Below are 26,544 nucleotides of genomic sequence, written 5' to 3' on the forward strand. Positions count from 1 at the left end.
CCGTGGGGACACAGGAACAGAGTGACCTTCGAGGAGTCGACATGGCCGAGCGCCGATCCGATGACAGCGCGCGAGACCGCGGTCGCGGGGGTGGCCGGCCGCCGCGTCGAGACGGTTCTCGTCCCGTGCGAGGAGGCGCGGACCGGCCGGACCGGCGCCCCCGCGACGGCGCAGCACGCGAGGATCGCCCGCGGCACGACGATCCGCCGATTCCCGAGGAGGTCACCGCGCGGGACCTCAACGGTCCGGCGCGGAACGAACTGAAGACGCTGAGCAAGGAGAACGCCGACGAGGTCGCGCGACACCTCGCGATGGCGGCCCGCCTCATCGACGATGATCCGGCCCTCGCCCACCGTCATGCTCTTGCCGCATCCCGACGTGCGGGTCGCATCGCCATCGTGAGGGAGACCGTCGCGATCACCGCGTACGCGACCGAGGACTACGCGCTGGCGCTCCGGGAGCTGCGCACCTATCGGCGGATCTCCGGCAAGGACGACCAGATCGCGCTCCTCGTGGACAGCGAGCGCGGGGTCGGGCGTCCCGATCGGGCGCTCGAGGTCGGGCGGGCCGTCGACCGTTCCGCGCTTCCGGTGCCGGTGCGCGTGGAGCTGGCGATCGCGATGTCCGGCGCGCGACTGGACCTCGGTGAGACCGAGCGCGCGCTGACCGAGCTGGACATTCCGGAACTGGACCCCGACCGGGCATTCGAGTGGAGCCCGGCGCTCTTCGCGGCACGCGCCGCTGTCCTGGAGGAGCTCGGTCGCACGGATGAGGCGGCGCTGTGGCAGCGTCGCGCCGACATCGCCGCCGAGGCGTTGCACGACGCCAGCGGAGCGGCTGACCTCGAGACGATCGTGATCGAGGACACGGTGATCGAGGACGATCCCGTCGAGGGCGATCGATCCTGATGGGTCTCTCGGCGAAGCGCCTCTTCGGGCGCGGCGGCGCGACCCCGCTGGACGGCGTGGACACCGTCCTCGCGGATCTGGATGGAGTGGTCTACGCGGGGGCCGGCGCGCTTCCGCACGCGGTCGACAGTCTCCAGCGTGCGCGTGAAGGGCGGGCCCTCGGCTTCATCACCAACAACGCCTCCCGAACGGACGCGTCGGTCGCGGCACACCTGAGCGAGCTGGGCATCCCCGCACGTCCGGAAGACGTCGTGACGAGTCCGCAGGCCGCGATGCGCCTCTTGACGACGCTCGTGCCGACGGGCTCGACCGTGCTCGTGGTGGGTGGCGAGGGGCTGCTGACCGAGGTGGCGAAGGCGGGCTTCCAGGTCACCCGGAGCGCTGATGACGCACCCGCCGCGGTGGTGCAGGGATTCGCGCCGGAGGTCGGCTGGTCGCAGTTGGCCGAAGCGGCCTACGCTCTGGCCGTGCCGGAGGAGGACGGCGGCATCCCCTGGATCGCCACGAACACCGACTGGACGATCCCGCAGGCCCGGGGGATCGCGCCGGGAAACGGAACGCTCGTCTCCGCGGTGCACACGGCGGTCGGCCGCCTCGCCACCGTCGCCGGCAAGCCCGAGGTCCCGATCTTCCACGAGGCCGTATCCCGTTTCGGGGCTCGGCGCGCGCTGTTCCTCGGCGATCGGTTGGACACCGACATCCTCGGTGCGAATCGCGCGGGCATCCCGTCCGCGCTCGTCCTGACCGGCATCGACCGGCCGAAACACGTGCTGGCCGCGCCGCAGGGATCGCACCCGACGTACATCCTCGGTGATCTGCGCCAGCTCCACGAGCCCTATCCGGAGGTCACCGTACGTGGGGACGTCGCGACGGTCGGGCGCGCGCGTGTGCGCATCGACGGCGTGGACGTCCGCATCGACAGCGCCGGAGACGCGCAGATCGATCTCCTGCGCGCCGCGGCGGCGGCGATCTGGTCGACGGGGCGCGCGATCTTCGGGTTCCGTGTTCCCGAGCAGCTCTATGCCGATCCGTTCCACCGTCCCTGAGGTGCGTCGTAGCATGGGCCGATGGACCGCTTCGAGGTGACCGAGACCGCCGACCTCCTCTCCGCGCTCGAGGTGATCGAGGCGCAACCTCTCGCGACCCGAGCCGATGCCTTCGCATCGTTGCACGACGCCCTCGCTCGGGAACTCGATGCGGGACCGACCTCATCTTCTTCATGACGGAGCGACTGGATGCCGCGCTCGCGGCACGCGGCCTGGCGCGGTCACGCAGCCATGCGGCGACGCTGATCTCCGCAGGCCTGGTCAGCGTCGACGGGCGTCCCGTCGTCAAGGCGGCGGCGAGAGTGGAGTCCGTCCAGGAGATCACCGTCGCGGGCGCGGATCACTACGTCAGCCGCGCTGCGCACAAGCTGATCGCCGCGCTCGACGGTTTCGGGCTGGACGTGTCCGGGCGACTCGCCCTCGACCTCGGCGCGTCAACAGGCGGCTTCACCCAGGTCCTGCGCGAGCGCGGGGCCCGCGAGGTGCTCGCGGTCGACGTGGGCCACGGGCAGATGGATCCCACCGTGGCGGCCGACCCCGGCGTCGTCGTCGTCGAGGGCTTCAACGCCCGGTACATGACCGCCGGCCTCCTCGCCCAGGCGGCCGGGCGCACCGAGGTTCCGACCGTCGTCACCGGCGATCTGTCCTTCATCTCCCTCACCCATGTGCTTCCCGCAGTCGCGCAGGTCGTCGGGAGCGACGCGGATGTCGTGCTTCTGGTCAAACCGCAGTTCGAAGTGGGGCGCACAGCCGTCAAGGGCGGGCTCGTGACGAATTCGATCGCGCGCGTGGACGCCGTGGAACGGGTGCTCTGGGCAGCGTGGGACCAAGGGCTCGGCATCCGCGGATTCCTCGCGTCGCCGCTGGTCGGCACGCACGGGAACGCCGAGTACATCGTCCATCTGGCGCCGGGGCACGAGGCCGATCCGTCAGAATGGTCAGACACCGTGAACCGACTGGCAGGGAGCCGATGAACGACGATGCTCGCGTGAAGCGCCACATCCTGGTGGTCGCTCACGCGTTGCGCGACGACACCGTCGACGCGGCGGACAGGGTGGTGCGGGCGCTCCGCGCGGCGGGGGCGACGCCGGTGCTCGCGGCCGACGACCGGGCGGAACTGGTTGCGGCGCGCGCGGGTTTCGACGATGTCGCGGCCCTCGGGACCGACGTCGCCGTGGAGGACATAGAGCTGGCCATCGTCCTCGGGGGAGACGGAACGATCCTGCGGGCGGCGGAGCTCGTCCGGGAGGGGACCGCCCCGGTGCTCGGCATCAACATGGGGCACGTCGGCTTCCTCGCCGAGATCGACAAGGACGACATGGACGAGGCGGTCCGCCGCGTCATCGATCGGGCCTACGAGGTCGAGGAGCGCCTCGCGTTGCAGGTCCGCGTCAAGAACGCGCAGGACGAGGTCATCTACGAAACCTGGGCGTTGAACGAGGCCACGGTGGAGAAGGCCAGCCGTGAGCGGATGCTGGAGGTCGTCATCGAGGTCGACGGACGCCCCCTCTCGAGCTTCGGCTGCGACGGGGTCGTCGTCTCGACCCCCACGGGATCCACCGCGTACAACTTCTCCGCCGGGGGACCGGTCATCTGGCCGAGCGTCCAGGCCATCGCGGTCATTCCGCTCTCGGCGCACGCTCTCTTCGCCCGGCCGTTGGTGGTCGGGCCCGAGCACGCCGTGGCCATCGAGGTGCTCGAACGCACCAACGGCATCGGGGTGCTCTGGTGCGATGGGCGGCGCTCCCACGATCTCCCGCCGGGTGCGCGCGTGGTCGTGCGTCGTTCGCGTCGGCCGGTCCGCCTTGCACGCCTGCACCCCGCCGCGTTCACCGACCGGCTCGTCCGCAAGTTCCGCCTTCCGGTCGAGGGATGGCGCGGCCCGACGGCGCCCGCCGGGCGCGGCACGAAGGACCCCGCGTCGTGATCGAGGAGATGCGGCTGCGGGACCTCGGTGTGATCTCGGAGGCGACGCTTCCGATCGGACCGGGTTTCACGGCGATCACCGGTGAGACGGGCGCCGGCAAGACCATGGTCGTCACAGGCCTCGGCCTGCTCCTCGGGCAACGCGCCGACTCATCCGCGGTCCGCTCCGGCGCTGCCAGCGCCGCCGTCGACGGCGTCTGGATCGTCGACGACGACGGCCCTGTCGCGGACCGCGTGCGGGACGCCGGCGGCGAGATCGACCCGCTCGGCGACGGACGGGGCGAGCTGATCGTCGGGCGCACCGTCTCCCGCGAAGGCCGGGGGCGCGCCACCGTCGGAGGCCGAGCGGCACCGGCTGCGGTACTCGGCGATCTGGCCGATCACCTGGTGGTCGTGCACGGACAGTCCGAGCAGTTGCGGCTGCGGTCGGCTGCCGCCCAGAGGGAGGCGCTCGACAGGTTCGGCGGCGCTCCCCTTCACGCGGCGCGCGACGCCTACGCTGCGGCATTCTCGCGGTGGCGCGATCTGGACGAGACGCTGACGACGCTGGTCGCGCAGCGCGACCAGCGCGCGCGCGAAGCCGATCTTCTTCGGTCGCAGCTGGACACCCTCGAGCAGGTCGCGCCGCAGCCGGGCGAGGACGCCGAACTCGCCGTGCGCGCCGAGCGTCTGGCGAACGGCGAGGAGCTTCGGCTTGCGGCGGCCACGGCGCATGCAGTCCTCTCCGGCGACGGCGACGCGCCGGACGCCGGCATCCTGCTGGCGGAGGCTCGTCGCGTGCTCGAACGCGTCCAGGATCCGGCGCTCGCGGACATCGGCGAGCAGATCAGCGAGCTCGGCTACCGCGTCGCGGACATCGCGGCCTCGCTCGCCGGCTTCCTCGCGGACCTCGACGAATCCGGGCCCCATGAACTCGCTGCCGTCGAGGAACGACGCGCGCTTCTCGGTGCGCTGGTGCGCGAGCACGGTTCGCTCGACGGCGCGCTCGCGCTGTGGGACGCGGGATCGTTGCGCCTCGCCGAACTCGATGACGACTCCGGTCGCGCCGAGCGCCTTGCTGAGGAGCGGGACGACGCAGCACGCGCCCTGGACACCGCGGCCGCCGCCCTCACCGCTGCACGGGTGGAGGCGGCGGGGCGCCTCGCCGAGGCCGTCACCGCGGAGTTGCAGGCGCTGGCCATGGCCGACGCGCGCCTCGAGGTGCGCGTCGCGCCCGCGTCTGCGACAGCCGCGGGCCGCGACGAGGTGTCGCTTCTCCTCGCGCCACATCCCGGTGCCGAGCCCCGTCCGGTCTCCCGTGGCGCATCCGGAGGAGAGCTCAGCCGCGTGATGCTCGCCATCGAGGTCGTGATCGCGGCGACCGATCCGGTTCCGACCTTCGTCTTCGACGAGGTCGACGCCGGGATCGGCGGCGCGGCGGCGATCGAGGTGGGGCGGCGGCTCGCTCGCCTCGCCGAGGGCTCTCAGGTCATCGCCGTGACGCATCTCGCCCAGGTGGCCGCGTTCGCCGGCAATCACCTCTCCGTGGTGAAGGCGGGCGACGGCGGTGTCACCTCGTCCGATGTCCGACGCCTCGAGGGGGCGGAACGGGAGGCGGAGATGGCGCGGCTCCTCTCCGGAATGCCCGATTCCGCGGCGGCCCTGACCCACGCGCGCGAGTTGCTCGAACTCGGCGCATCCCGGCACTGATAGGATCGAAGCCCGTGATGCAGACTTCTGGAGATGTCCCTGAAACGGCCTCCCACGGTGACAAGAACAGCGACACCACCAAGCACATTTTCGTGACCGGCGGTGTCGTTTCTTCGTTGGGCAAGGGATTGACCGCCGCCAGCCTCGGCAACCTCCTCACCGCGCGCGGACTGCGCGTGGTGATGCAGAAGCTCGACCCGTACCTGAATGTCGACCCTGGGACGATGAATCCGTTCCAGCACGGCGAAGTCTTCGTGACCGACGACGGTGCCGAAACCGACCTCGACATCGGTCACTACGAGCGGTTCCTCGACATCGAGCTCAGCCAGGCCGCGAACGTCACGACCGGGCAGGTCTACTCCCAGGTGATCGCGCGCGAGCGGCGCGGCGAGTATCTCGGCGACACCGTCCAGGTGATCCCGCACATCACGGACGAGATCAAGCGTCGTATGCGGCTGCAGGCCACCGAGGTGCCGCGCCCCGACGTCATCATCACCGAGATCGGCGGCACGGTCGGCGACATCGAGTCGCAGCCGTTCATCGAGTCCGCCCGTCAGATCCGTCACGAGCTCGGTCGCGGCAACGTGTTCTTCGTCCACGTCTCCCTCGTCCCGTTCATGGGTGCGTCGGGGGAGCAGAAGACCAAGCCCACCCAGCATTCCGTGCAGGCTCTGCGCCAGATCGGCATCCAGCCCGACGCGCTGGTGCTCCGCAGCGACCGTCCCGTCACCGAGTCGAACAAGCGCAAGATCGCGCTCATGTGCGATGTGGACGAGGATGCCGTCGTCAACGCGGTCGACGTGCCGAGCATCTACGACATCCCGACGATGCTGAACACGCAGGGACTGGACTCGTACATCGTGCGGGCCCTCGGCCTCGGCGGCTCGGCGGAGGTGGACTGGTCCCGCTGGGACCGCGTGCTCCAGGCGGTCCACAATCCGAAGCACGAAGTGACGATCGGACTGGTCGGGAAGTACATCGACCTCCCCGACGCCTACCTCTCGGTGACCGAGGCCATCAAGGCCGGGGGCTTCGCCCACGAGACCCACGTCACTCTCCGCTGGATCCCGTCGGACGAGTGCGAGACGCCCGAGGGCGCTGCGCGCGCGCTCGGTGACCTGGACGGCATCGTCGTTCCGGGTGGATTCGGCATCCGCGGCATCGAGGGCAAGCTCGGCGCCCTGCGCTTCGCCCGCGAGCAGGGGATCCCGACGCTCGGCATCTGCCTGGGCCTCCAGTGCATGGTCATCGAATACGCCCGCAACAAGGCCGGTCTCGAGGGCGCGTCCTCGAGCGAGTTCGAGCCGGAGACGGACTTCCCCGTGATCGCGACGATGGCCGAGCAGGTCGACATCCTCGAAAGTGGCGACCTCGGAGGCACGATGCGTCTGGGGCTCTATCAGGCCGACCTCGCGCCCGGGTCCCTCGCCGAGGAGGTCTACGGCGCCGCGACCGCGTCCGAGCGGCATCGTCATCGGTACGAGGTCAACAATCGCTTCCGCGAACAGATCGCCGAGGCGGGGCTGATGTTCTCGGGCCTCTCGCCTGACCGGAACCTCGTGGAGTACGTCGAGCTTCCCCGCGACGTCCACCCGTACTACATCGCCACCCAGGCGCACCCGGAGCTGCGCTCTCGCCCGACCGCGCCGCACCCGCTGTTCCGCGGACTCATCGGCGCGGCTCTGGAACGTCACCGCTCCAGTGAGCTGTTCGACGTGGACAATGGCTGAGCAGCTGCGCGACGAGCCGGTCGAAGCCGCGGTCACCGACAGCGACCTCGTCTACGAGGGGCGGGTGTGGGACGTCCGCAGCGACACCCTCCGCTACGGCGACGAGGAGATCGTCAGGCAGTACGTCGCCCATCCCGGTGCGGCTGCGGTGGTCGCGCTCGATGACGAGGACCGGGTGCTGCTGATCCAGCAGTACCGGCATCCCATCCGCCACCGGGACTGGGAGATCCCCGCGGGGCTCCTGGATGTGCCCGGTGAGCCGCCGGCCGAGACGGCTCGCCGCGAGCTCGCGGAGGAGGTCGATCTCGTCGCCGAGCGTTGGGAGAATCTCGTCTCGGTCTTCACCACCCCCGGAGGCAACGACGAGGTGGTCCACGTGTTCCTCGCCCGCGGGCTTTCCGCCGTCGGCCACGCCCACGCGCGCGAGGCCGAGGAAGCCGACATCCGTATCGAGTGGATCCCGCTCGCCGACGCCGTCGAGGGCGTGCTCGCGGGACGGTTGCGCAACGGCATCCTCGCCGTGGGTGTGCTGGCAGCCGCGGAACGGCTGCGGCGGACGGATCCGAACGAGCGCTGACGTGCGCCCCGATCGAGCGGTCGACGACTACCTGCGCCATGTGGCGCTCGAACGGGGACTGTCCGCCCATACGGTCGCGGCCTACCGCCGGGATCTCGCGACCTACCTCGCGTGGCTCGATGAGCAGGGGATCAGCGACACCTCCGACATCGGCGCGGATACCGTCACCGACTTCGTCGCCGCGCACGCGTCGTCACAGCCGCAACCCGCACCGTCCTCGCTCGCGCGGCTGCAGTCGTCCGTGCGGGGGCTCCACCGCCACCTCACGCGAGAGGGCGTCGAGGCGGAGGACCCGACGCGTCGGATGCGTCCGCCTCGCCAGCCCCGACGACTGCCGAAAGCCCTCACCATCACGCAGGTGGAGGATCTCCTGGATGCCGCCGGCCCCGCACCTGCGGAGGTGTCGCCGACGGGCCCGGTGGCCCTCCGCGACCGCGCCCTCCTGGAGCTGCTCTACGCCACCGGTGCTCGCGTGTCCGAGATCGTGCAGCTGGACGTCGACGACCTCGCGGACCGCGAGGTCGTGCGCGTGCGCGGAAAGGGGGACAAAGAACGAATGGTGCCGGTCGGGTCCTACGCCCGAGCGGCCCTGGAGGCCTACCTCACCCGCGCGCGCCCGGAACTCGCCCGGCGGGGGCGGGGGAGTGCCCGGCTGTTCCTCGGCGCCCGAGGAGCCCCGCTGTCCCGTCAGAGCGCGTGGCTGGTGATCCGCGCGGCGGCCGAGCGCGCACAGCTGACCGCGCACGTGTCGCCGCACACCCTGCGGCACTCCTTCGCCACCCACCTGCTGCAGGGCGGCGCCGACGTGCGTGTCGTGCAAGAGCTGCTCGGACACGCCTCGGTGGCGACGACCCAGATCTACACCCACGTCTCGATCGACGCGCTTCGCGACGTGTACGTCACGGCCCATCCGCGTGCTCGGGGCTACAATCGACCGGACGGTCAGGAAGTGGAGAGTGTCGGTGGCGGGCAGTAAGCGGAGCGCGGCGAAGGTGTCCGAGGACGACACCCCGATCGGCCCCACCGGGCGACCCTATCGGGGCTTCCCCACCCCGCCGAAGCTCGACGGACACGGACCGGCGCGCATCATCTCGCTCTGCAACCAGAAGGGCGGGGTCGGCAAGACCACCACCACGATCAACCTCGCCGCCTCGCTGGCCAGCTACGGCCGACGCGTCCTCGCGGTGGACTTCGATCCGCAGGGAGCGCTGTCGGCGGGCCTCGGGATCCAGACCCACGACATCCCGACGATCTACGATCTGCTGCTGGACGGCAAGCGCGATCCGCACGAGGTCATCGTCCGGACCCGCGTGGAGGGCCTGGACGTCATCCCCGCCAACATCGACCTGTCCGCCGCCGAGGTGCACCTGGTCAACGAAGTCGCGCGCGAGCAGACCCTCGCCCGCGCCCTGCGCCGCGTCGCGGGCGAGTACGACGTCATCCTCGTCGACTGCCAGCCGTCCCTCGGGCTTCTGACGGTCAACGCGCTGACCGCCAGCCACGGCGTCCTCATCCCGTTGGAGTGCGAGTTCTTCGCGCTCCGCGGGGTCGCGATGCTCATCGAGACGATCGACAAGGTCCGCGACCGGCTCAACCCCTCGATCGAGCTCGACGGTGTGCTCGCGACGATGTACGACGCGCGCACCCTGCACTCCCGCGAAGTCCTCGAGCGCGTCGTGGACGCGTTCGGCGACGACGTGCTGGAGACGGTCATCGGTCGGACGGTGAAGTTCCCCGACGCCTCCGTGTCCGGGATGCCGATCACCGAGTTCGCACCCGAGCACGCCGCCGCGCAGGCGTACCTCCGACTCGCGCGGGAGCTGGTCGCCCGTGGCGCCGTCGCCTGAGGCGCCGGCCGACGACACCGCCGGATTCCGGGTCTCGCTCGGCGTCTTCGACGGGCCCTTCGATCTGCTCCTGCGACTCATCTCGCAGCACGAGCTCGACATCACCGAGGTGTCGCTGTCGAAGGTGACCGACGAGTTCATCGCCTACCTGCGCGCCCTCGGCCCCGACCAGGAGTTGGAGGAGGCCTCGGAGTTCCTCGTGGTGGCCGCAACGCTGCTCGATATGAAGGTGGCGGGGCTCCTCCCGCAGGGCGAGCTGGTGGATGCCGAATCCGTGGCGCTCCTGGAGGCGCGCGATCTGCTCTTCGCCCGCCTGCTCCAGTACCGGGCGTTCAAGGAGGTCTCGGCGTGGTTCGAGCGCTGCCTGAGGCGCGAGGATCAGCGGCACGCGCGGACTGTGCGGCTGGATGCCAAGTACCGACACGCGGCCCCCGAACTGCGGTGGACCCTGACGCCGGACGATTTCGCCGCCCTCGCCCTTCTCGCGATGACGCCGAAAGACATCCCTCACGTGGGTCTGGACCACCTGCACGCTCCGCTGGTGAGCATCCGCGAGCAGGCGGCGATCGTGGTCACCCTTCTTCGCGATGCCGGCACGCTGTCGTTCCGCGAGCTGGTGGCCGGGGTGAGCGCCCCCGGGGTCGTCGTCGCCCGCTTCCTGTCGGTGCTGGAGCTGTACCGGCACGCGGCCCTGTCATTCGAGCAGCTCGAGCCGCTCGGGGAACTGACCCTCCGCTGGAGCGCGCAGCGGTGGTCCGATGAGAATCTCGCCTCGTTGGGAGCAGATTATGACCGATGACGCCGTGACCGACGCGTCTCCCGCCGTCGACACCGTTCGCCGCGTGGAGGCGATCCTGTTCATCGCCGAGGAACCCCTGTCCCTCGTCTCGCTGGCGGCGACGGTGGGAGCCCCTGTCCCCGCGGTGCGCCAGGCCGTGGACACCCTCGTCGCCGACTACGACGGCCGCGCGGGAGGTCCGCGTCGCGGGTTCGAGCTCCGCGAGGTCGGTGGCGGGTGGCGGATGTACGTCCGCGAGGACCACGACGACCTCATCGCCGATTACGTCGGCGGACAGGCGCCCGCGCGCCTGTCCCAGGCGGCCCTGGAGACACTCGCCGTCATCGCCTACAAGCAGCCGGTGACGCGCTCGCAGGTCGCGTCGATCCGCGCGGTCAACGTGGACTCGGTCGTGCGCACGCTCCTGGCCCGCGGCCTCATCACCGAGCTGTTCGCCGACGCCGAGACCGGCGCCATCAACTACGGGACCACCGACGCCCTGCTGGTCCACTTGGGAATCAACTCCCTCGACGAGCTCCCTCCGATTTCGCCCTTCCTGGAGGGAGCGGAGGAGGTCGGGCGCGCCGAGGGCCTGGACGAAGGAGTTCGCCGATGAGCGATGTCGAAGGTGTCCGTCTGCAGAAGGTCCTCGCGGCGGCCGGTGTGGCGTCGCGCCGCGTGGTCGAGGACATGATCGTCGCGGGACGGATCCGCATCAACGGGGTCGTGGTGACCGAGCTCGGCCGCCGCATCGACCCCGAATCGGACCTCGTCGACGTCGACGGCACCGCGGTGCAGCTCGACCAGACCAAGCGCTACGTGATCCTCAACAAGCCGACCGGGGTCGTCAGCTCGATGCGCGATGACCGCGGCCGCCCCGATCTGCGTCCCTTCGTCGAGCCGTATCCGGAGCGCCTGTTCAATGTCGGGCGTCTGGATGCCGAGACCAGCGGTCTGCTGGTCCTCACCAACGACGGCGACCTCGCGCACGTGCTCGCGCATCCCTCGTTCGGGGTGACCAAGGTCTATATCGCCAAAGTCGAGGGTCGTGTCGCGCCGGCCACCATCCAGCGCCTTCTCACCGGGGTCGAGTTGGAGGACGGGCCGATCTCCGCGGACAAGGCGCGGCTCCTCTCCCGCAGCACGGAGGGGACCGGTTCGCTCGTGGAGCTCACGCTGCACTCCGGACGCAACCGCATCGTCCGACGGATGATGGCCGAAGTGGGGCATCCGGTCGTCGAGCTCGTACGGCGCCAGTTCGGACCCCTCCACCTGGGAACCCTGCCAGCGGGCAAGAGCCGCGAGTTGACTAAAGTGGAGCGCGGCGCCTTGCTCACCCTCGCCCGCGGCGCCACTGCTTCCGAGCATCTGGAGACTTGAGTGACCGACGCCACCGTGCTGGCCACGCGCACGCGCGGACCCGTCCGCATCGTCGGCGCCGGCCTCCTGGGATCGAGCATCGGTCATGCGCTGACCGCCTCGGGGGTCGACGTCGCGCTCGCCGACACCTCGCCCGCGCAGCTGCGCCTCGCCGTCGACTACGGCGCAGGTCGGCCGGCGCGGGAGGGGGACACCCCCGTTCTCGTCGTCGTGGCCGTCCCTCCGGATGTCGTCGCCGACGTGGTGGAGCGTGAGCTCGCGGCCTTCCCGGACGCCGTCGTCACCGACGTCGCGAGCGTCAAGCTCGAGCCTCTGAAAGCGCTGCGCGCGCGCGGCGCCGACCTCACCCGGTACATCGGCTCGCATCCGATGGCCGGTCGCGAGCGCGGCGGAGCCATCGCCGCGCGCGCGGACATCTTCGTGGGCCGGCCGTGGGTCGTGTGCCGTGACGAGGAGACCTCCGCCGCTGATCTGACGATGGTCGAGGCATTGGCCCTCGACCTGGGTGCGACCCCGATCGAGATGACACCGGAAGAACACGACCGTGCGGTGGCCCTCGTCTCCCACGTGCCGCAGATCGTGTCGAGCCTCCTCGCCGGACGCCTGGCCGACGCGCCGGACCGTTTCCTCCAGCTGACCGGACAGGGGCTGCGGGACACCACGAGGATCGCGGCCTCCGCACCGGAACTGTGGGTGCAGATCCTGGGGGCGAACGCCGAGCCCGTGCGCGACGTCCTGAGCGCCCTTGCCGACGATCTGGCGACCGTGGCCGAGGCGCTGCGCGCGCCGGACGCGCCCGGCGCGCGCCGCGCCGTCGCCGACACGATCCGGCGGGGGAACGACGGGGTCGAGAGGCTGCCCGGCAAGCACGGTCAGAACCGCCGATTCGAGCAGGTCGTCGTCATGGTCGACGACACCCCCGGTCAGCTCGGCCGCCTGTTCGGCGAGCTCGGCGAGCTGGATGTGAACGTCGAAGACCTGCGCCTGGAGCATTCGCCCGGCGCCCAGTTCGGTCTCGCCGAGATCAGCGTCGTCCCGAGCGCGGTGCGCCGTGCGGTGGACGGCCTCGAGTCGCGCGGCTGGAAGATTGCGAGCACCACCCCATGACCGATTCCATCCTCGAAACGCCGGTGGTCGTCGCCGTCGACGGTCCTGCCGGGAGCGGCAAATCCAGCGTGTCCCGACAGGTCGCGCGTCGCCGGGGCTACGGCTTCCTCGACACCGGTGCCGCCTACCGCGCCCTCGCGTGGCACGCGCTCGAGCACGGGGCGGACACGTCCGATTCGACCGCCGTGCTGGATGTGCTCGGCGACTTCGACTACGCCATCTCGCTCGATCCCGATGACCGCTGGGTGCGGGTGGGGGATGTGGACGTCACCGCGGCGATCCGCGAGCCGAGGGTGGCGGATGCCGTCAGCGGTGTGGCGCGGGTGCCCGCGGTTCGCCAAGCGCTCACCGCGCTGTTCCGCGCCCTCGTGGCCGCGTCCGGTCTGCCCGCGGTGGTCGTCGAGGGCCGGGACATCACGACCGTCGTCGCCCCCGACGCGCCGGCGCGGATCCTGCTGACCGCGGCGCCCGAGGTGCGCGCCGCCCGTCGGAGCGCAGAACTGACATCGCAGGATGCCGCGGCGGTCGCCGAGGCCCTGCACCGGCGCGACGCCGCCGATTCGAAGGTGGTCGACTTCCTCGCCGCGGCGCCCGGCGTCGAGGTCGTCGATTCCACCGACCTGGACTTCGATCAGACGGTGGACGCCGTCCTCGCCGTGATCGACCGAGCCTTGGAGGCTTCCCATGCACACTGACGATCGCGAATTCGACGTCCCCGACGATGCTGCGGCATCCGACGCCCTGGCCCAGCACATGGCCGGTCTCGATGACGACCTCGCCGAGCAACGGGCCGCGGCCCTCCGCGCCGGCCTCGACGACTACGCCCTCGAGGCGGAGGACGCCGAACTGCTGGAGGGCGTCCTCTCCGGTGACGGTGAGATCGAGTACCTGCCGGCGCTCCCCGTCGTCGCCATCGTCGGTCGCCCGAACGTCGGCAAGTCGGCGCTGGTGAACCGCATCCTGGGACGCCGCGAGGCGGTCGTGGAGGACACCCCCGGCGTCACGCGCGACCGGGTGACGTACAAGGCCGAGTGGATGGACCGTCGGTTCACCCTCGTCGACACCGGTGGCTGGGAGCCGGATGCCCGCGGCATCGACCGGTCGGTGGCCGCGCAGGCCGAGGTCGCGATCGATCTGTCCGACGTCGTGCTGTTCGTCGTGGACGCCATGGTGGGGGCGACCTCCACCGACGAGCACGTCGTCAAGCTCCTGCGCAAGAGCGGGAAGCCCGTCTTCCTCGTCGCCAACAAGGTGGACGACGCCCGACAGGAGCCCGAAGCCGCGGCGCTGTGGAACCTGGGCCTCGGTGAGCCGTACCCGGTCTCCGCGATCCACGGTCGGGGTGTCGCGGATCTCCTCGACGAGATCATGAAGGTGCTTCCGGAGATCTCCGCCGTCGCCGGTCACGAGATCGGCGGTCCGCGCCGCGTCGCGATCCTCGGTCGCCCGAACGTGGGGAAGTCCTCCCTGCTGAACAAGGCCGCCGGCGAGGAGCGCGTCGTCGTCAACGAGCTCGCCGGTACGACCCGCGACCCGGTGGACGAGGTCGTGGAGGTCGGCGGCAAGCTCTGGCGCTTCGTCGACACCGCGGGAATCCGCCGTCGCGTGCACCTGCAGCAGGGAGCCGACTTCTACGCGTCGCTGCGGACCTCCGCCGCGCTGGAGAAGGCGGAGGTCGCCGTCGTCGTCCTCGATGTGTCGGAGCCGCTCAGCGAGCAGGACGTCCGCATCATCGACCTCGTGCTGGAGTCCGGCCGCGCGCTCGTGCTGGCCTTCAACAAGTGGGATCGCCTGAACGACGACGACATGGAGGACATAGACCGGCGTCGTTACCTCGAGCGGGAGATCGAGCAGGACCTCGCGCACGTCGCGTGGGCTCCGCGCGTGAACATCTCCGCGCGTACGGGTCGTCACCTCGACAAGCTCGTCCCGGCCCTGGAGACGGCTCTGGCGTCGTGGGACCAGCGCATCTCGACCGGCAAGTTCAACGCCTTCCTCGCCGAGCTCGTCGCCGAGCACCCGCACCCGCTCCGCGGAGGCAAGCAGCCGCGCATCCTGTTCGGGACGCAGGCGGCCACGCGTCCGCCGACATTCGTGCTTTTCACGACGGGCTTCCTCGACCCCGGCTACCGCCGGTTCATCCAGCGTCGCCTCCGCGAGGTCTTCGGCTTCGAGGGGACGCCCATCGTGACGAACATGCGGGTGCGGGAGCGTCGCCAGCGCTGACCCCGGCGCGTCGCCGGTGTGCCAGGCTTGCGGGGTGACGAACGAGCGACCGACGCCGAGGAACCCCGGTGACGCGTGGGTGCTCGCTCCGGACGGTGCGCGGTACTGGGGGCGTTTCGGCGCCGCCGGACTGATCGCCGTGGACGCCGCGCGTGGCATCCTGCTGCAGCACCGGGTGTCGTGGAGCCATTTCGGCGATACCTGGGGGCTTCCGGGTGGCGCACGTCACGAGGACGAGTCCGCGACGGATGCCGCACTCCGCGAATCCGCCGAGGAGGCGGGCGTGCCGTCGGGGTCGATCCGTCCGCGGCTGCTGAGCGTGCTGGATCTCGGCTACTGGTCGTACACGACGCTCGTCGGTGACGTCGAGACGCCGTTCGAACCCACGATCAGCGATCCCGAGAGCACGGCGCTGGAATGGGTGCCCGCCGACGTCGTCCAGGAACGGCCGCTGCATCCGGGGTTCGCCACCGCCTGGGTGCGGTTGCGTGAGCTGCTCTCGGTGCGCCCGGCCGTGGTGATCGATGTCGCGAACGTGATCGGCTCCGTCCCGGACGGCTGGTGGCGCGACCGGGACGGCGCCGCGGATCGCCTGCTGGCCTCGGTGGCGGAGCGTTCGGGCCGCGGCATCCCCGCAGCGGAGCTGTCGCTTCCCGAGCACACGTGGTTCCCCGAGTGGGTGGCGGTCGTCGAAGGGGCGGGGCGTGGGGTATCGGATCTCGACGGCCTCTCCGTCGTCCGAGCGGATCGTTCCGGAGACGACGCGATCGTCGCCGAAGCCCGACGTCTCGGGGACGCCGGGCGTTCGGTGACGGTGGTGACGGCGGATCGGGAGCTGGCGGACCGATGCCGGGAGACCGGCGCCGTGGTGCACGGTCCCCGCTGGCTGCGAGATCTTCTGACCTGAGTCCGGCCGCATCGCCGACGTGTGGTCAGTGTGCGACGACCTCGACCGGCGCCGTGGCGTCCACCGTGGGGTTCCGCACGAAGGCGGCGAGGATGACCGCCGCGCTCGCGACGATGGCCCCGACGAAGAAGGCCGCGTGTACTCCGTCCGCGGTCGCGGCGACCGGGTTCGCCCCCTCCGAGGTCGCCGCCGCGGCCGTCACCGACATCAGGGTGACGAAAAGCGCCGTGCCCGCGGCTCCGGCGAGCTGCTGCAGCGTGCTCACCGTGGCCGAGCCGTAGGAGTACAGCGTCGGCGGCAGTGACCCGAGCGCGGAGGTCAGCAACGGCGTGAAGACGAAGCCGAGACCGAGGTTCAGGGCGACGTGCACCGTGATGATCCAGGCGATCGGTGTGCCGACATCGAACGTCGTCATGCCCCAGAGCGCTGCGGCGGCGACGATCATGCCCGGGAGGACGAGGGGTCGCGGTCCGAATCGGTCGAAGAGCGCACCGACCACCGGTGCGATGACACCCATGACGATGCCGCCCGGGAGCAGCATGAGGCCTACGGTGAGGGTGTCGAGTCCCAGGACCTGCTGCAGGTAGAGCGGTAGCAGGATGAGCGATCCGAAGAGCGCGGAGAAGACCACGGCGACGAGCACGGTCGCGAGGGCGAACGGTCGCGACCGGAAGGTGCGCAGATCGAGCAGGGCCGAGTCGGTCCGCTGCAGGCGGATCTGGCGGAGGACGAAGGCGACGACGGAGACGGCGCCGATGGTGATCGGAATCCAGACCGGGACCGGGGCATGACCGGAGGCCGCTTCACCGATCGAGCTCAGGCCGAAGATGAGTCCGCCGAAGCCGAGGGCGGACAGGATCACCGAGAGGATGTCGAAGCTCGCCGCGCGGGTCTCGGTGACGTTCCGTACCCACAGGGCGCCGAGGGTCAGCGCAACGACGGCGATCGGGAGCACGAGCCAGAACATCCAGCGCCAGTCGAGGACGGAAAGGATGATGCCCGAGACGGTCGGGCCGATCGCCGGAGCGACGGCGATGACGATGGAGATGACGCCCATCATGCGTCCGCGGCGCTCGGGAGCGACGATCGTGAGCACCGTCGTGAACAGCAACGGCATCATGATGGCCGTGCCCGAGGCCTGGACGATACGACCGAGGAGCAGGACTTCGAAGCCCGGGGAGAGGGCGGCGATGAGGGTGCCGACCGTGAAGAGGCTCATCGCCGTGAGGTAAAGGCTGCGAAGCGGGAAACGGGCCAGGAGGTATCCAGTGAGCGGGATGACGATGGCCATGGTGAGGAGGAAGCCGGTGGTCAGCCACTGGGCGGTCGCGGCCGTGATGCCGAGGTCTTCCATCAGTCGGGGGAGCGCGACGCTCATGATCGTCTCGTTGAGGATCACGACGAACGCCGACACCACCAGGAGGGCGATGACGGTGCCGGGACGGACGGCGCGTGGGGGACGCGGGTCTTCGGACGACAGGGGAGGGAGGTTCTTCTCGAGGGTCACGGAGACGCTCTTTCTCGTTCGGGGCGCGCCGCGCGGTCGAGCGCGGGCGAGGACTCATCGAGTATATGGCAGTGACTGCCAACTTGGCGGCGGGTGTAGAATCTTCCGCATGACGTCTGACGATTCCGCGCCCGTCGGCCTGCGTGAGCGACGACGGCGTGAGACGCTGCGCGAAGTGGCGGACGCCGCGCTCACGCTCTTCGAGGAGCGAGGAGTCGCCGCGACGACGGTGGATGAGATCGCCGCGGCCGCCGGCATCTCTCCGCGGACGTTCTTCCGCTACTACCCGACGAAGGAGCACGCGCTCTTCCACGAGGACGAGGAGTACCGCACGATCCGCGTGGCACTTCTCGACGACGTGCGCGGGGGAGCGGATCTCGCGGCGGCGATCGAACACGCGTGGGTGCGCCTGTTCGACGACTTCGATCGACGGCCCGACATCCGTGCGCGGGTGCTGAGGGTGCGGCGTGTGATCGAATCGGAGCCCACTCTTCTCGCGCGCGCGGTGACCAATGACATCGACAATGCGGACGAGCTCATCGATGCGGCGGTGGAGGCCGCCGGGGCCGACGTGGACGTGCTGACCATCCGTGCGACGGTCGCGGCGATGGACGCGATCATCCGTGTCGTGTTCGGCGAATGGGTGCGGCGGTCCGAGCTCGGCGACGCCGCGAGTGCCGGCGAGATCTACCGCGAGGTGATCGCGGGTCTCGCACCGCTCGGCGCGCACCTCTCCCGAGACGCGGGGAAGTAGCCCACGGCCCCCTCCGATGTACGGTGGCTCGATGGCGGCAGAGCATCGTGAGGTCACGGCCTTCGACGGCGCGACGATCGCGTACACGGTGTTCGCCGGCGCGGAGCCGGCGATCGTCATCCTGCACGGGCTTGCCGGGAGCAGCAACGAATTCGTCCCGACCGCTACTGCCCTGGCGCCGAGGCGGATGATCCTCGTGGATCAGCGCGGTCACGGCGCCAGCACGCGGACGCCCGCCGATGTGTCGCGGCTCGCGTTCGTCGACGACGTCGTACGGGTGATCGAAGCGGAGTGGCGTGAGCCGGTCGACCTCGTCGGCCAGTCGATGGGGGCGCACACCGCGATGCTGGTGGCTGCGCACCGCCCCGAACTGATCAGGCGACTGGTGATGCTCGAGGGGGACGCCGGCGGAGGGTCCGCCGACGACCGTGCCGCGATCGGATCCTTCTTCCGGTCGTGGCCGGTTCCCTTCGCGGATCGTGCCGAAGCGCACGCGTTCCTGGGGGACGGTGCGCTCGCGCGGGCGTGGGCCGGTGATCTCGAGCGACGTGCGGATGGCCTTCGTCCGCGGTTCGATCCGGACGTGATGGTGCGCGTGCTCGAGGGGATGAGCGCACCGAACTGGCGCGAGTGGGAAAGCGTCAGGACTCCCACCCTCGCGGTCTACGCCGACGGAGGCATGTTCAGCGAGGCGCGGAAGGCGGAGTTCCTCCGTCGGGGTCAGGACGTGACGCGGACGGATCTCGTCGGAGCGTCCCACGACGCGCACCTCGACGCGTTCGAGGAGTGGACGGCCGCTCTTCGATCGTTCCTCTTCTCGGAGTGAGTCGATCGTCCGATCGACTCAGCGCCCGCGGAGCTTCTCGATGTCGCGCCGTTCGCGCTTGGTGGGGCGCCCTGCACCGCGATCGCGGACCGGCACGAAAGCGGTGAGCTCCCGGGGCGGCGGTGGTGGCGTCTGATCCTCCATGGCTTCCGCCGCGACGCTCGCGCCGACGCGCTTCACGATCGGCTGACGGACGACGAGCATCCGGTCGAAACCCGAGATCCGGACGCGTACCTCGTCGCCGGGCTTCACCGGCTGGGCTGCCTTCGCCTTCTCGCCGTTGACGCGCACGTGGCCGGCGCGGCATGCGGTGGTCGCCGCCGAGCGCGTCTTGTAGACCCGGACCGCCCATAGCCAGGCGTCGACACGGGCGGTGGAGGTCATCCGTCCATGATGTCAAACAGTTCCGTGCGGCGGTCCGGACGTGTCACTCGCGGAGATCGAACGCGACGACGACGCGGTCCGGGCGGGACCGTCCGACCTCCCGGAAGCCGGCGGTCAGGAACGAGGACAGGACGCCGTGGAACAGCGAGTTCGCGGTGGGACGTCGGCCGGCCTCGGGGTCGATCGGATACGCCTCGAGTACTCGCGCGCCGCCTTCCCGCGCGAAGGGGATCGCCGCGTCGAGCAGCGCCGTCGCGACTCCTTCGCCGCGGTGCTCCCTGCGGGTCGCGAAACACGTGACGGCCCAGACGGATGCGTCATCCCAGGGCTGCTCGGACACGGACGCGAACGCGCGCGTGCGCTCGAGCCGGGGTTGGCGGACCCGCGGTCCGACACGCACCCACCCCGCGGCCACGCCTTCGACGTACGCGACCAACCCGGGCGCCGGGCCGGCATCGATCTCGTCGCGCAGAATGCGGCGGCGTTCGTCGACCCCGGTCGCGGAGAACTGCGCGTTGGTGAGCATCCACCACTGGCACTGGCAGCTCGCCCATCGCCGCCGCCCGTGAGGGCGTGCTGGACGTCGACGAAGCGATCGGCGGTGGCCGCTTCCACGGAGACCCGGCTCATACGCGCGACCCTACCCGCAGCTTCCACCAGCCGCCATGCCCGGCGGTCGCACGCGTTCGCGGATGCCGTTCCGACCGGCTAGGATAGGGGAGTTGTCCGCGCACGCGCGGCTTCCGGGATGTGGCGCAGCTTGGTAGCGCACTTGACTGGGGGTCAAGGGGTCGCAGGTTCAAATCCTGTCATCCCGACCGGAAAGTCCCGGGAACCTAAGGGTTCCCGGGACTTCTTAGTTGGTGAAACTTGATCACGTCATCGCAATGCCATCAAATTGACCGCTCTGGCGCACTCTCGCGGCGCGAAGCCTCGACTGACTCGGCTTCGCTCCGGTTGCCTCCGAATGGTGGGGCAACGACCTGCGCACCTTATCGGCATGGACACGGTAGACAACCTGACGCTAGAGCTCTGGGGGCTGGAGAGACTCCTCAATATCAACGAGCTCGCGGCCTATCTTCGCGTCCCGGTGTCGACCATCTACGAGTGGCGTACGAAGGGGCAGGCGCCTCTCGCGCATCGCTACGGCAAGCATCTGACATTCGCGGCCACGGACGTGCGGGCCTGGGTCGACGCGCACCGGGAGACGGGTGGTCCGCCGCCCGCCGCCTCGCGGTGACACGATGAGCCGCGCACGCCTCGCGATCGGCACGTTCGGCGAGATCGGGTTCCTTGCCACCGGACCCGGTCGCGTGATTGCCCGAGCTCGATATCGCGATTGGGATGGCCGGACCAGGCTCGTGCAGGTCTCCGCAGGGACGCGCACGCTTGCCGAGCGCGCACTGAAAGAAAAGCTCTCAACGCGGAGCGTCTTTCAGCCCACGACATCGGTGCTCACGCCCGACAGCCTGTTCTCACATCTCGTGGACTACTGGCTTGAGGACCTGGATCAGGAGGGTCGTCTCTCCACGGCGACACGGCAGCTGTACGAGCGCAATATGCGAACGCTCGTCATGCCGGCGATCGGCAATCTGACGCTGCGTGAGATCGGTGTCGCGCGCTGCGACCAACTCCTCAAGCAGCTGAACAAGTGGAGCTACAGCCGAGCAAAGCATGCGCGCGTGGTACTTCGCCTGGCGTTCGGCCTCGCTGTCCGTCACGAGGTCCTGTCGCGTAATCCGATGGACCATGTCGCTCGACTGAATCGGCAGACAACCACACCTGACGCACTCACGCCGGTCGAAGTGACGGCGATCCGCACGGCGATCGCCGTGTGGGAGAGCGGTCGTGCGATCTCAGGGCCGAAGCCGGATGGACAGCTCGGTGGAATCGTCGAGGTCATGCTCGGAACATCCGCCCGAATCGGCGAAGTGCTCGCGATTCGACGTCGTGATGTTGACATCACGAGCGCGGTGCCGTCGATTCGCATCGCGGGCACGATTGTCAGCAACAAGGGTGAGCCGACCCAGCGGCAGGATCACCCGAAGACCGCGAAGTCGCGACGCACTATCGCGATTCCGACTTTCACGGCCGAGGCCGTCCGTCGGCGTCTGGCTAGTCTCAGTGATCCGGCGTTGGACGCTCTGCTCTTCTGCAGCAGGGAGGGCACCCCGTTGACCACGAACAATGTGCGGCGCCAACTTCGACGAGTCATGGAGATCGCCGGCATCACCGGAGTCACGCCGCACGCGTTCCGCCGCACGGTCGCGACAGCGATCAACGAACAGGCGGGCGTGGAGCTTGCGGCAGAGCTGTTGGGCCACACGGATCCCAAGATCACCATCCAGCATTACATTCGTCGAAACGAGATGGTGAACCCCTCCACTGCCGAGATGCTCGACCGCGCCTTCTCCAAGGATCAGCCGACCTGAGAAGGCGGCCTGTGGTCACTGCGCTTGCTCCGTCGCGCCCCAACTCGCGATTGGCCCGCCGTTTGGCCCGTGGTTCCGGAGGGACTCGCCGTGGACCCGCTCGCACGCAACGCGGAGAGTCGAGGACCAGCCGATTACTTCGCCCCGAAAGCTGACGCGGTAGCGAACTGTAGTGGCGTTGAGTCGAGAGCTCGATCGTGCCGTACACGCGGTCGCACGTGTCTATTGAGGTCCAGGTGCCCGTCGGACCTTCCTGCGCTGCGAGCAGCGGGTGCCATAGGTGCGATTCGGTCATTGGGCATCCTCCGGCCGAACACGCATGAGAGTAAACCGACCAACAGACATCGCCGTGCGAGCGGTTGGGCGCGGGGTGCGCACCTTGATGCCATGAGCGATCGTGAGCGCGCTGACGCTGTCTTGGAGCACGTGGCTGTGCTCGCGTTCCTGTACTACCCCGGCATCGAGGTGGATGATCCGAGCTATAGCCTCGCCGATGACATCGAATGGTGTCTCGTGCGGCTCGGTAACGTGTCCGACGTTCAGCGCGAACGGATGGGCGCGCTCTTCGTGCGAGCGATCACCGACCCGACCGCCACGCGCGAGGAGTTGTTCACGGCGCTCGCCGAGCTTTGACGGCGTGCTCATGGTGGATCCGATATGAGTGACGGACACCCGAGCGACGAGGAGCGTGCAGCGCGCCTGGCCCGACAGCGGAAGGCATGGAACGAGGCCCACCCGACGTATTACGCCGAGTACCGCGAGCGGAACCGAGAGGACATCCGCCGCAAGAACCGCGAACGCGAACGCGATCGTGCTCAACGCGCGCGGGAGGAGAAGGCGCGACGCCAGAAGCAGATCGATCGCGCGAAGGCCTGGGCTAAGGAACACCCGGAGGAACGCCAGCAGGCGCGCGAGCGGTACAAGCAGAAGCATCTCGAGGCGTACAAGCAGGCTCAGCGCGATTACTACTACCGGAACCGTGAGGCTATCGCTGAGCGCCGGCGCGCTCGCGAGGCTGCCGATCCGGAGAAGGCGAACGAGGCGCGCCGCCGGGCGGTCGAGCGTGCCCGGGAGGCCGGCCGCGATTCGACCTGGTCGCCCACTCCAGATCAGCGGGCGACATATCGCGAGCGTGAGAACGCGGCGCGGCGCCAGGCGCGTCGTCGCGCCCGTGCTGGGCTGCCCGAACGCCAGCTACACCGCGTGCACGCGCCGGAGCGACGTCACAACGATGCCGCGGCGGACGCCTTCTTCGCGCAGAAGCGCACCGGTGAAGACATCGCCCGTATCAGAAATCAGGACGAGCCGACCTCTCCGGATCTTGTGCACGCGTGGCAGGAGCGTTCGGAGAACCGACGTGTTGCGCGTGAGATCCTCGCGATCGCCGATCAGTACTTCGCCGATCACGAGGTGGAGTTGAGGGCACGGGTCGCCGAGGTATCCCGCGCGCGCTTCCGGGGCGGGATGCTGCCGCTCGACGTTTACACGGAGCCACGCCGTCACGCTCTCGAGTTCGCAAGCCGGGGCTATCTGCGCGCCAACGCCGCCTCCCCGACATCATCGCTGACGATCTTTCGCTGGCTCACGACCGATTATGCGCAACGGCGACCCGACATGGCGCTTTGATCGATCCCCATTCGGGCATTGCGCGGTTGCGGTGGCTTCCGGGCAGCGCGGAACTATGTCGGCTCAGTAGTGCGGATGAGGCCGCAGTTCAGACATGACCAGGCGACGATGAACTTCTCGTCGTCGAGGACCTCGAAGGACATCCGGTCTCCGCACGTTGGGCAGGCCATGGTGTCTGGCGGCGCCTCTTGCATGCGCCCAGCCTAGAGACGGTTGCTCCCTTCGATCCGCTCGCGCGCGAACACGAAGGGGGCGTTCGCGAGGAATCGCCTGCCTCGGCGCGGTGACCGCGTATACCTTCAGTCGCCATTGGGGCGGGCGCGTTGTTACTCGGTGGGGCAGGTGCGATCAGCCGAGCGGGTGAAGTGCGGCACCCGCCGATCGGCGGCGTCCTCGGGAGTTGTCGCCACGCCGTTTTCGGCGATGTCCTTGATCAGCCAGTCCATCTCGAGGATCTCTCGCCGCTGCGCTTCGCTGATGCCGACCGCTAGCTGGCAGACGCGAAGGTCCTGGATCTGCGCCCGTTCGGACCGCGTGATCGCGAGGGAGTGGTGGGGAATCATCCCCTGCATGAAGTCGGTGTCGTCGACAATGACCTGCGAGCGATCCAGGGCAATGCCGCCGCCGATGAGGAGCAGGCTGACGGCGACGACGGCGATGTTCGCTTTCCAGTTCTTGTACATGTGCAGCATCCAGGCCAGCATGACCACGCCCATCGTGCCCCCCATTGTCAGCGCCATGAACACGCGGCTCTCGCTGAACCTGACGTGGGACCACTCCCAGGAGCCTGCGAACATGACCCAATACATGACCACCATGCCGGTCAGGGCCATCGCTGCAAAACGCAGGTACATCTTGACCGTGTCTTCGCGTTTCTGCTTCTGGTCTGCGGCACGGTCGTTGCTGTCTCGGCTTGAAGACATGGATCACTCCTCTTCCCGTTGCGGATAGGTGCGCCACAACGACCATGCGCGTCCACACATCGGAGCGGCAGACCGTTGCGGGTCGACGTGACATGAGGTATCCCGGCTGCGAGATCGGTGACCTGAACACCTGGGTGCTCGACGGAGATCCGGATCGCGGCGTTGTGGTCGCCGTGGTGGACGACCCGGCATCGCCCGAGCACCGACTCTCTCGACGCGCGTGCTGATCGCGACGCCGCCTCCTCTTTCGCGCGCACCGTCCCAGCAGGACGCCTAGCTCCGATCCCCTGAGGGCGGGTGGTCAGTGGCCAGCGCCGAGCCCGCCGGTGAGGCGTCCGTGGAGTTTGGTGGTGGCGTCGTTCATGCCTTCGAGGATGACGTCCTTTTGGAGGTGCTCGTATTTGGTGACGATCGCGTCGAGAGCGGCGACGGTGGACGCGTCCCAGATGTGCGATTGGGACATGTCGATGATGACGCGGTCGGGGTCGTGGGTGTATTCGAACTGAGTGGTGAGGTCGTTGCTGGAGGCGAAGAACAGTTCACCGTCGACGGAGTAGCGGACGGTGGGGACGTCTGCTTCTTTGTCGATCCGTCGGGTGACGGTGACGAAGTGAGCGACACGACGGGCAAAGAGCACCATGGCCGCGAGGACTCCGGCACCGACGCCGATGGCGAGGTTGTGCGTCCACACCGTGATCAGCACCGTGATCAGCATCACCGCGGTCTCGCTCTTGGGCATCCGCTTCAGCGTCGACAGGCGGACACTGTGCCAATCGAAGGTGGCGACCGAGACCACGATCATCACCGCGACAAGCGCAGCCATCGGGATCACGGCAACGACATCGCCCAGGACCAGGACCAGGATCAGCAGGAAGACGCCGGCGAGGAAGGTTGAGATCCGTGTCCGGGCGCCAGAGGCCTTGACGTTGATCATGGTCTGGCCGATCATCGCGCAGCCGCCCATGCCGCCGAAGACTCCGGAGAGGATGTTCGCCGCGCCCTGGCCGAAGGCTTCGCGGGTCTTCCGGGAGTGGGTGTCGGTGATCTCATCGACCAGCTTCGCCGTCATAAGTGACTCGAGCAGACCGACGATCGCCATCGCCGCAGCGTACGGGGCGATGATCCCGAGCGTCTCGAGCGTGAGAGGCACATTCGGGATGAACAGCTCCGGCAGGCTCTGCGGCAGGTCGCCCTGGTCGCCGACGGTGGGGACGTTGAGAGTGAACACAACCGCGGCGGCGGTGAGCAGCACGATCGCCACCAGCGGAGCGGGGATCACTTTGGTGAACCGAGGCATGAGGTACATGATCAGCAGCCCGACGACCACGAGTGGGTAGACCAGCCAGGGCACGCCGATCAGCTGCGGGAACTGGGAGATGAAGATCAGGATAGCCAGGGCGTTGACGAACCCGACCATCACGCTGCGGGGGATGAAGCGCATCAGCTTCGCCACGCCGAGCACGGCCAGGACGACCTGGATCAGACCGCCCAGGAGCACGGTGGCGATGAAGTAGTCCATCCCGTACTCGCGCGCCACGGGTGCGATCACGAGCGCGATCGCGCCGGTCGCGGCGGTGATCATCGCGGGCCGTCCGCCGAGGAACGAGATCGCAACGGCCATCACGAAGGAGGAGAACAACCCGACCCGCGGGTCCACGCCCGCGATGATCGAGAACGCGATGGCTTCGGGGATGAGCGCGATCGCGACAACGAGCCCGGCGAGGACTTCGCGGGTCAGGATGCGGGGGCTGCGGAAGGCCTGCATCACGGTGGGTTCGATGCGGTAGCGGGTCTTGGGATCTTGAACGGGGATGACGTCAGTCATGGCACTCCAAGCGGGAGGATGGGGCTGTCAGGGTGAAAGCCGGAGGGGAGCGCACCGGTGCGCCAGAATGCCGAGCATGGTCGGCGGGAGAGAATTGGGGAGTACGACCAAGAAATGATCGAACGCCACGAAGACTACCGTAACGT

At 69.2% G+C, this 26,544-nt stretch carries 29 protein-coding genes and 1 tRNA gene; 25 read left to right on the plus strand and 5 right to left on the minus strand.

Going from position 1 to position 26,544, the window contains the following annotated elements; all coding sequences use genetic code 11:
- Positions 1–41 precede the first annotated feature (41 nt).
- The 17 genes from KZC50_RS09600 to KZC50_RS09680 are packed head-to-tail and all read left to right on the plus strand — an operon-like array spanning position 42 to position 16,121.
- Positions 42–908 carry a hypothetical protein gene (locus tag KZC50_RS09600; RefSeq protein WP_310891559.1) on the plus strand — a complete coding sequence of 289 codons (867 nt, stop codon included), beginning with the start codon at positions 42–44 and terminating at the stop codon, positions 906–908.
- The gene (locus KZC50_RS09605; RefSeq protein WP_310891560.1) at positions 908–1,954 is read left to right on the plus strand and encodes an HAD-IIA family hydrolase; all 1,047 of its coding nucleotides are present in this window, start codon (positions 908–910) and stop codon (positions 1,952–1,954) included. The genes KZC50_RS09600 and KZC50_RS09605 overlap by 1 nt, the downstream gene beginning before the upstream one ends.
- A 21-nt stretch (positions 1,955–1,975) precedes the next feature.
- Complete coding sequence (locus tag KZC50_RS09610; protein ID WP_301135625.1) at positions 1,976–2,131, plus strand: hypothetical protein; 156 nt, start codon at positions 1,976–1,978, stop codon at positions 2,129–2,131.
- Positions 2,128–2,928 (plus strand): TlyA family RNA methyltransferase, encoded by an 801-nt coding sequence (locus KZC50_RS09615; RefSeq protein WP_310891561.1) that lies wholly within the window; start codon positions 2,128–2,130, stop codon positions 2,926–2,928. The genes KZC50_RS09610 and KZC50_RS09615 overlap by 4 nt, the downstream gene beginning before the upstream one ends.
- Positions 2,925–3,881, plus strand: coding sequence for an NAD kinase (locus tag KZC50_RS09620; RefSeq protein WP_301135629.1), 957 nt, complete (start codon positions 2,925–2,927; stop codon positions 3,879–3,881). Before KZC50_RS09615 ends, KZC50_RS09620 begins: the two co-directional genes overlap by 4 nt.
- On the plus strand, positions 3,878–5,569 hold the full coding sequence (gene recN / locus KZC50_RS09625; protein ID WP_310891912.1) for a DNA repair protein RecN: 1,692 nt from the start codon (positions 3,878–3,880) through the stop codon (positions 5,567–5,569). Before KZC50_RS09620 ends, recN begins: the two co-directional genes overlap by 4 nt.
- 17 nt (positions 5,570–5,586) lie before the next feature.
- Positions 5,587–7,299: a CTP synthase gene (gene pyrG, locus KZC50_RS09630; protein ID WP_301135654.1), complete on the plus strand. Its 1,713-nt coding sequence runs from the start codon at positions 5,587–5,589 to the stop codon at positions 7,297–7,299.
- Positions 7,292–7,876, plus strand: a complete 585-nt coding sequence (locus KZC50_RS09635) for an NUDIX domain-containing protein (protein WP_301135631.1) — start codon at positions 7,292–7,294, stop codon at positions 7,874–7,876. Before pyrG ends, KZC50_RS09635 begins: the two co-directional genes overlap by 8 nt.
- 1 nt (position 7,877) lies before the next feature.
- A complete protein-coding gene (xerD, locus tag KZC50_RS09640) occupies positions 7,878–8,852 on the plus strand; it encodes a site-specific tyrosine recombinase XerD (RefSeq protein WP_310891562.1) in 975 nt (324 codons plus the stop codon).
- 16 nt (positions 8,853–8,868) lie between these two features.
- Positions 8,869–9,723, plus strand: coding sequence for a ParA family protein (locus KZC50_RS09645; RefSeq protein ID WP_310891563.1), 855 nt, complete (start codon positions 8,869–8,871; stop codon positions 9,721–9,723).
- Positions 9,707–10,522 (plus strand): segregation and condensation protein A, encoded by an 816-nt coding sequence (locus KZC50_RS09650; protein ID WP_301135636.1) that lies wholly within the window; start codon positions 9,707–9,709, stop codon positions 10,520–10,522. Before KZC50_RS09645 ends, KZC50_RS09650 begins: the two co-directional genes overlap by 17 nt.
- Positions 10,512–11,117 carry an SMC-Scp complex subunit ScpB gene (gene scpB / locus KZC50_RS09655; RefSeq protein WP_310891564.1) on the plus strand — a complete coding sequence of 202 codons (606 nt, stop codon included), beginning with the start codon at positions 10,512–10,514 and terminating at the stop codon, positions 11,115–11,117. Before KZC50_RS09650 ends, scpB begins: the two co-directional genes overlap by 11 nt.
- Positions 11,114–11,881 carry a pseudouridine synthase gene (locus KZC50_RS09660; protein ID WP_236968596.1) on the plus strand — a complete coding sequence of 256 codons (768 nt, stop codon included), beginning with the start codon at positions 11,114–11,116 and terminating at the stop codon, positions 11,879–11,881. Before scpB ends, KZC50_RS09660 begins: the two co-directional genes overlap by 4 nt.
- Complete coding sequence (locus KZC50_RS09665) at positions 11,882–12,988, plus strand: prephenate dehydrogenase (protein ID WP_310891565.1); 1,107 nt, start codon at positions 11,882–11,884, stop codon at positions 12,986–12,988.
- Complete coding sequence (gene cmk / locus KZC50_RS09670; protein WP_236968594.1) at positions 12,985–13,683, plus strand: (d)CMP kinase; 699 nt, start codon at positions 12,985–12,987, stop codon at positions 13,681–13,683. Before KZC50_RS09665 ends, cmk begins: the two co-directional genes overlap by 4 nt.
- Positions 13,684–13,741: 58 nt before the next feature.
- Positions 13,742–15,214 (plus strand): ribosome biogenesis GTPase Der, encoded by a 1,473-nt coding sequence (gene der / locus KZC50_RS09675; protein WP_372461341.1) that lies wholly within the window; start codon positions 13,742–13,744, stop codon positions 15,212–15,214.
- A 34-nt stretch (positions 15,215–15,248) separates the two neighbouring features.
- A complete protein-coding gene (locus KZC50_RS09680) occupies positions 15,249–16,121 on the plus strand; it encodes an NUDIX domain-containing protein (protein WP_310891566.1) in 873 nt (290 codons plus the stop codon).
- A 25-nt stretch (positions 16,122–16,146) separates the two neighbouring features.
- Here KZC50_RS09680 and KZC50_RS09685 read toward each other — a convergent pair whose 3' ends face one another.
- Complete coding sequence (locus tag KZC50_RS09685; protein ID WP_375294594.1) at positions 16,147–17,628, minus strand: MDR family MFS transporter; 1,482 nt, start codon at positions 17,626–17,628, stop codon at positions 16,147–16,149.
- 109 nt (positions 17,629–17,737) lie between these two features.
- On the opposite strand from KZC50_RS09685, the gene KZC50_RS09690 reads away from it, so the two are divergent.
- Together KZC50_RS09690 and KZC50_RS09695 are read left to right on the plus strand one after the other, a co-directional pair.
- Complete coding sequence (locus KZC50_RS09690) at positions 17,738–18,382, plus strand: TetR family transcriptional regulator (RefSeq protein ID WP_310891567.1); 645 nt, start codon at positions 17,738–17,740, stop codon at positions 18,380–18,382.
- A gap of 31 nt (positions 18,383–18,413) precedes the next feature.
- Complete coding sequence (locus KZC50_RS09695) at positions 18,414–19,208, plus strand: alpha/beta fold hydrolase (protein ID WP_310891568.1); 795 nt, start codon at positions 18,414–18,416, stop codon at positions 19,206–19,208.
- Between the two features lie 18 nt (positions 19,209–19,226).
- Here KZC50_RS09695 and KZC50_RS09700 read toward each other — a convergent pair whose 3' ends face one another.
- Entirely contained in the window at positions 19,227–19,592 is a 366-nt protein-coding gene (locus tag KZC50_RS09700) for an RNA-binding S4 domain-containing protein (protein WP_310891569.1), read from the minus strand.
- Between the two features lie 43 nt (positions 19,593–19,635).
- Positions 19,636–20,118: a GNAT family N-acetyltransferase gene (locus KZC50_RS09705; protein ID WP_310891570.1), complete on the minus strand. Its 483-nt coding sequence runs from the start codon at positions 20,116–20,118 to the stop codon at positions 19,636–19,638.
- 218 nt (positions 20,119–20,336) lie between these two features.
- Between KZC50_RS09705 and KZC50_RS09710 the strand changes: the two genes are divergently transcribed.
- The 5 genes from KZC50_RS09710 (at position 20,337) to KZC50_RS09730 (ending at position 23,650) form a co-directional block, all read left to right on the plus strand.
- Positions 20,337–20,410, plus strand: a tRNA-Pro gene (locus KZC50_RS09710).
- Between the two features lie 182 nt (positions 20,411–20,592).
- A complete protein-coding gene (locus tag KZC50_RS09715; protein ID WP_248240765.1) occupies positions 20,593–20,832 on the plus strand; it encodes a helix-turn-helix transcriptional regulator in 240 nt (79 codons plus the stop codon).
- A gap of 4 nt (positions 20,833–20,836) precedes the next feature.
- Complete coding sequence (locus tag KZC50_RS09720; protein ID WP_248240763.1) at positions 20,837–22,024, plus strand: tyrosine-type recombinase/integrase; 1,188 nt, start codon at positions 20,837–20,839, stop codon at positions 22,022–22,024.
- Positions 22,025–22,411: 387 nt separating this feature from the next.
- Complete coding sequence (locus KZC50_RS09725; protein ID WP_248240762.1) at positions 22,412–22,657, plus strand: hypothetical protein; 246 nt, start codon at positions 22,412–22,414, stop codon at positions 22,655–22,657.
- A gap of 24 nt (positions 22,658–22,681) precedes the next feature.
- Positions 22,682–23,650, plus strand: coding sequence for a hypothetical protein (locus KZC50_RS09730; protein ID WP_310891571.1), 969 nt, complete (start codon positions 22,682–22,684; stop codon positions 23,648–23,650).
- Between the two features lie 326 nt (positions 23,651–23,976).
- Here KZC50_RS09730 and KZC50_RS09735 read toward each other — a convergent pair whose 3' ends face one another.
- Positions 23,977–24,573 carry a DUF305 domain-containing protein gene (locus tag KZC50_RS09735; protein WP_248240759.1) on the minus strand — a complete coding sequence of 199 codons (597 nt, stop codon included), beginning with the start codon at positions 24,571–24,573 and terminating at the stop codon, positions 23,977–23,979.
- Between the two features lie 92 nt (positions 24,574–24,665).
- On the opposite strand from KZC50_RS09735, the gene KZC50_RS09740 reads away from it, so the two are divergent.
- The gene (locus tag KZC50_RS09740) at positions 24,666–24,800 is read left to right on the plus strand and encodes a hypothetical protein (protein ID WP_310891572.1); all 135 of its coding nucleotides are present in this window, start codon (positions 24,666–24,668) and stop codon (positions 24,798–24,800) included.
- Positions 24,801–24,874: 74 nt separating this feature from the next.
- On the opposite strand, the gene KZC50_RS09745 is transcribed toward KZC50_RS09740, so the two are convergent.
- Entirely contained in the window at positions 24,875–26,398 is a 1,524-nt protein-coding gene (locus KZC50_RS09745) for a SulP family inorganic anion transporter (protein ID WP_310891573.1), read from the minus strand.
- Positions 26,399–26,544: the final 146 nt, after the last annotated feature.

Source organism: Microbacterium aurantiacum (genome assembly GCF_031625015.1).
GTDB classification, from domain to species: Bacteria; Actinomycetota; Actinomycetes; order Actinomycetales; family Microbacteriaceae; genus Microbacterium; species Microbacterium aurantiacum.

Excerpts from the sequence above, each read along its gene's own strand:
- KZC50_RS09600 (WP_310891559.1), top strand. The coding sequence starts at position 42 with ATGGCCGAGCGCCGATCCGATGACAGCGCGCGAGACCGCGGTCGCGGG.
- KZC50_RS09605 (WP_310891560.1), top strand. The coding sequence starts at position 908 with ATGGGTCTCTCGGCGAAGCGCCTCTTCGGGCGCGGCGGCGCGACCCCG.
- KZC50_RS09610 (WP_301135625.1), top strand. The coding sequence starts at position 1,976 with ATGGACCGCTTCGAGGTGACCGAGACCGCCGACCTCCTCTCCGCGCTC.
- KZC50_RS09615 (WP_310891561.1), top strand. The coding sequence starts at position 2,128 with ATGACGGAGCGACTGGATGCCGCGCTCGCGGCACGCGGCCTGGCGCGG.
- KZC50_RS09620 (WP_301135629.1), top strand. The coding sequence starts at position 2,925 with ATGAACGACGATGCTCGCGTGAAGCGCCACATCCTGGTGGTCGCTCAC.
- pyrG (WP_301135654.1), top strand. The coding sequence starts at position 5,587 with ATGCAGACTTCTGGAGATGTCCCTGAAACGGCCTCCCACGGTGACAAG.
- KZC50_RS09635 (WP_301135631.1), top strand. The coding sequence starts at position 7,292 with ATGGCTGAGCAGCTGCGCGACGAGCCGGTCGAAGCCGCGGTCACCGAC.
- scpB (WP_310891564.1), top strand. The coding sequence starts at position 10,512 with ATGACCGATGACGCCGTGACCGACGCGTCTCCCGCCGTCGACACCGTT.
- KZC50_RS09660 (WP_236968596.1), top strand. The coding sequence starts at position 11,114 with ATGAGCGATGTCGAAGGTGTCCGTCTGCAGAAGGTCCTCGCGGCGGCC.
- cmk (WP_236968594.1), top strand. The coding sequence starts at position 12,985 with ATGACCGATTCCATCCTCGAAACGCCGGTGGTCGTCGCCGTCGACGGT.
- der (WP_372461341.1), top strand. The coding sequence starts at position 13,742 with ATGGCCGGTCTCGATGACGACCTCGCCGAGCAACGGGCCGCGGCCCTC.
- KZC50_RS09690 (WP_310891567.1), top strand. The coding sequence starts at position 17,738 with ATGACGTCTGACGATTCCGCGCCCGTCGGCCTGCGTGAGCGACGACGG.
- KZC50_RS09695 (WP_310891568.1), top strand. The coding sequence starts at position 18,414 with ATGGCGGCAGAGCATCGTGAGGTCACGGCCTTCGACGGCGCGACGATC.
- KZC50_RS09700 (WP_310891569.1), bottom strand. The coding sequence starts at position 19,592 with ATGACCTCCACCGCCCGTGTCGACGCCTGGCTATGGGCGGTCCGGGTC.
- KZC50_RS09705 (WP_310891570.1), bottom strand. The coding sequence starts at position 20,118 with ATGCTCACCAACGCGCAGTTCTCCGCGACCGGGGTCGACGAACGCCGC.
- KZC50_RS09715 (WP_248240765.1), top strand. The coding sequence starts at position 20,593 with ATGGACACGGTAGACAACCTGACGCTAGAGCTCTGGGGGCTGGAGAGA.
- KZC50_RS09720 (WP_248240763.1), top strand. The coding sequence starts at position 20,837 with ATGAGCCGCGCACGCCTCGCGATCGGCACGTTCGGCGAGATCGGGTTC.
- KZC50_RS09725 (WP_248240762.1), top strand. The coding sequence starts at position 22,412 with ATGAGCGATCGTGAGCGCGCTGACGCTGTCTTGGAGCACGTGGCTGTG.
- KZC50_RS09730 (WP_310891571.1), top strand. The coding sequence starts at position 22,682 with ATGAGTGACGGACACCCGAGCGACGAGGAGCGTGCAGCGCGCCTGGCC.
- KZC50_RS09735 (WP_248240759.1), bottom strand. The coding sequence starts at position 24,573 with ATGTCTTCAAGCCGAGACAGCAACGACCGTGCCGCAGACCAGAAGCAG.
- KZC50_RS09740 (WP_310891572.1), top strand. The coding sequence starts at position 24,666 with ATGAGGTATCCCGGCTGCGAGATCGGTGACCTGAACACCTGGGTGCTC.
- KZC50_RS09745 (WP_310891573.1), bottom strand. The coding sequence starts at position 26,398 with ATGACTGACGTCATCCCCGTTCAAGATCCCAAGACCCGCTACCGCATC.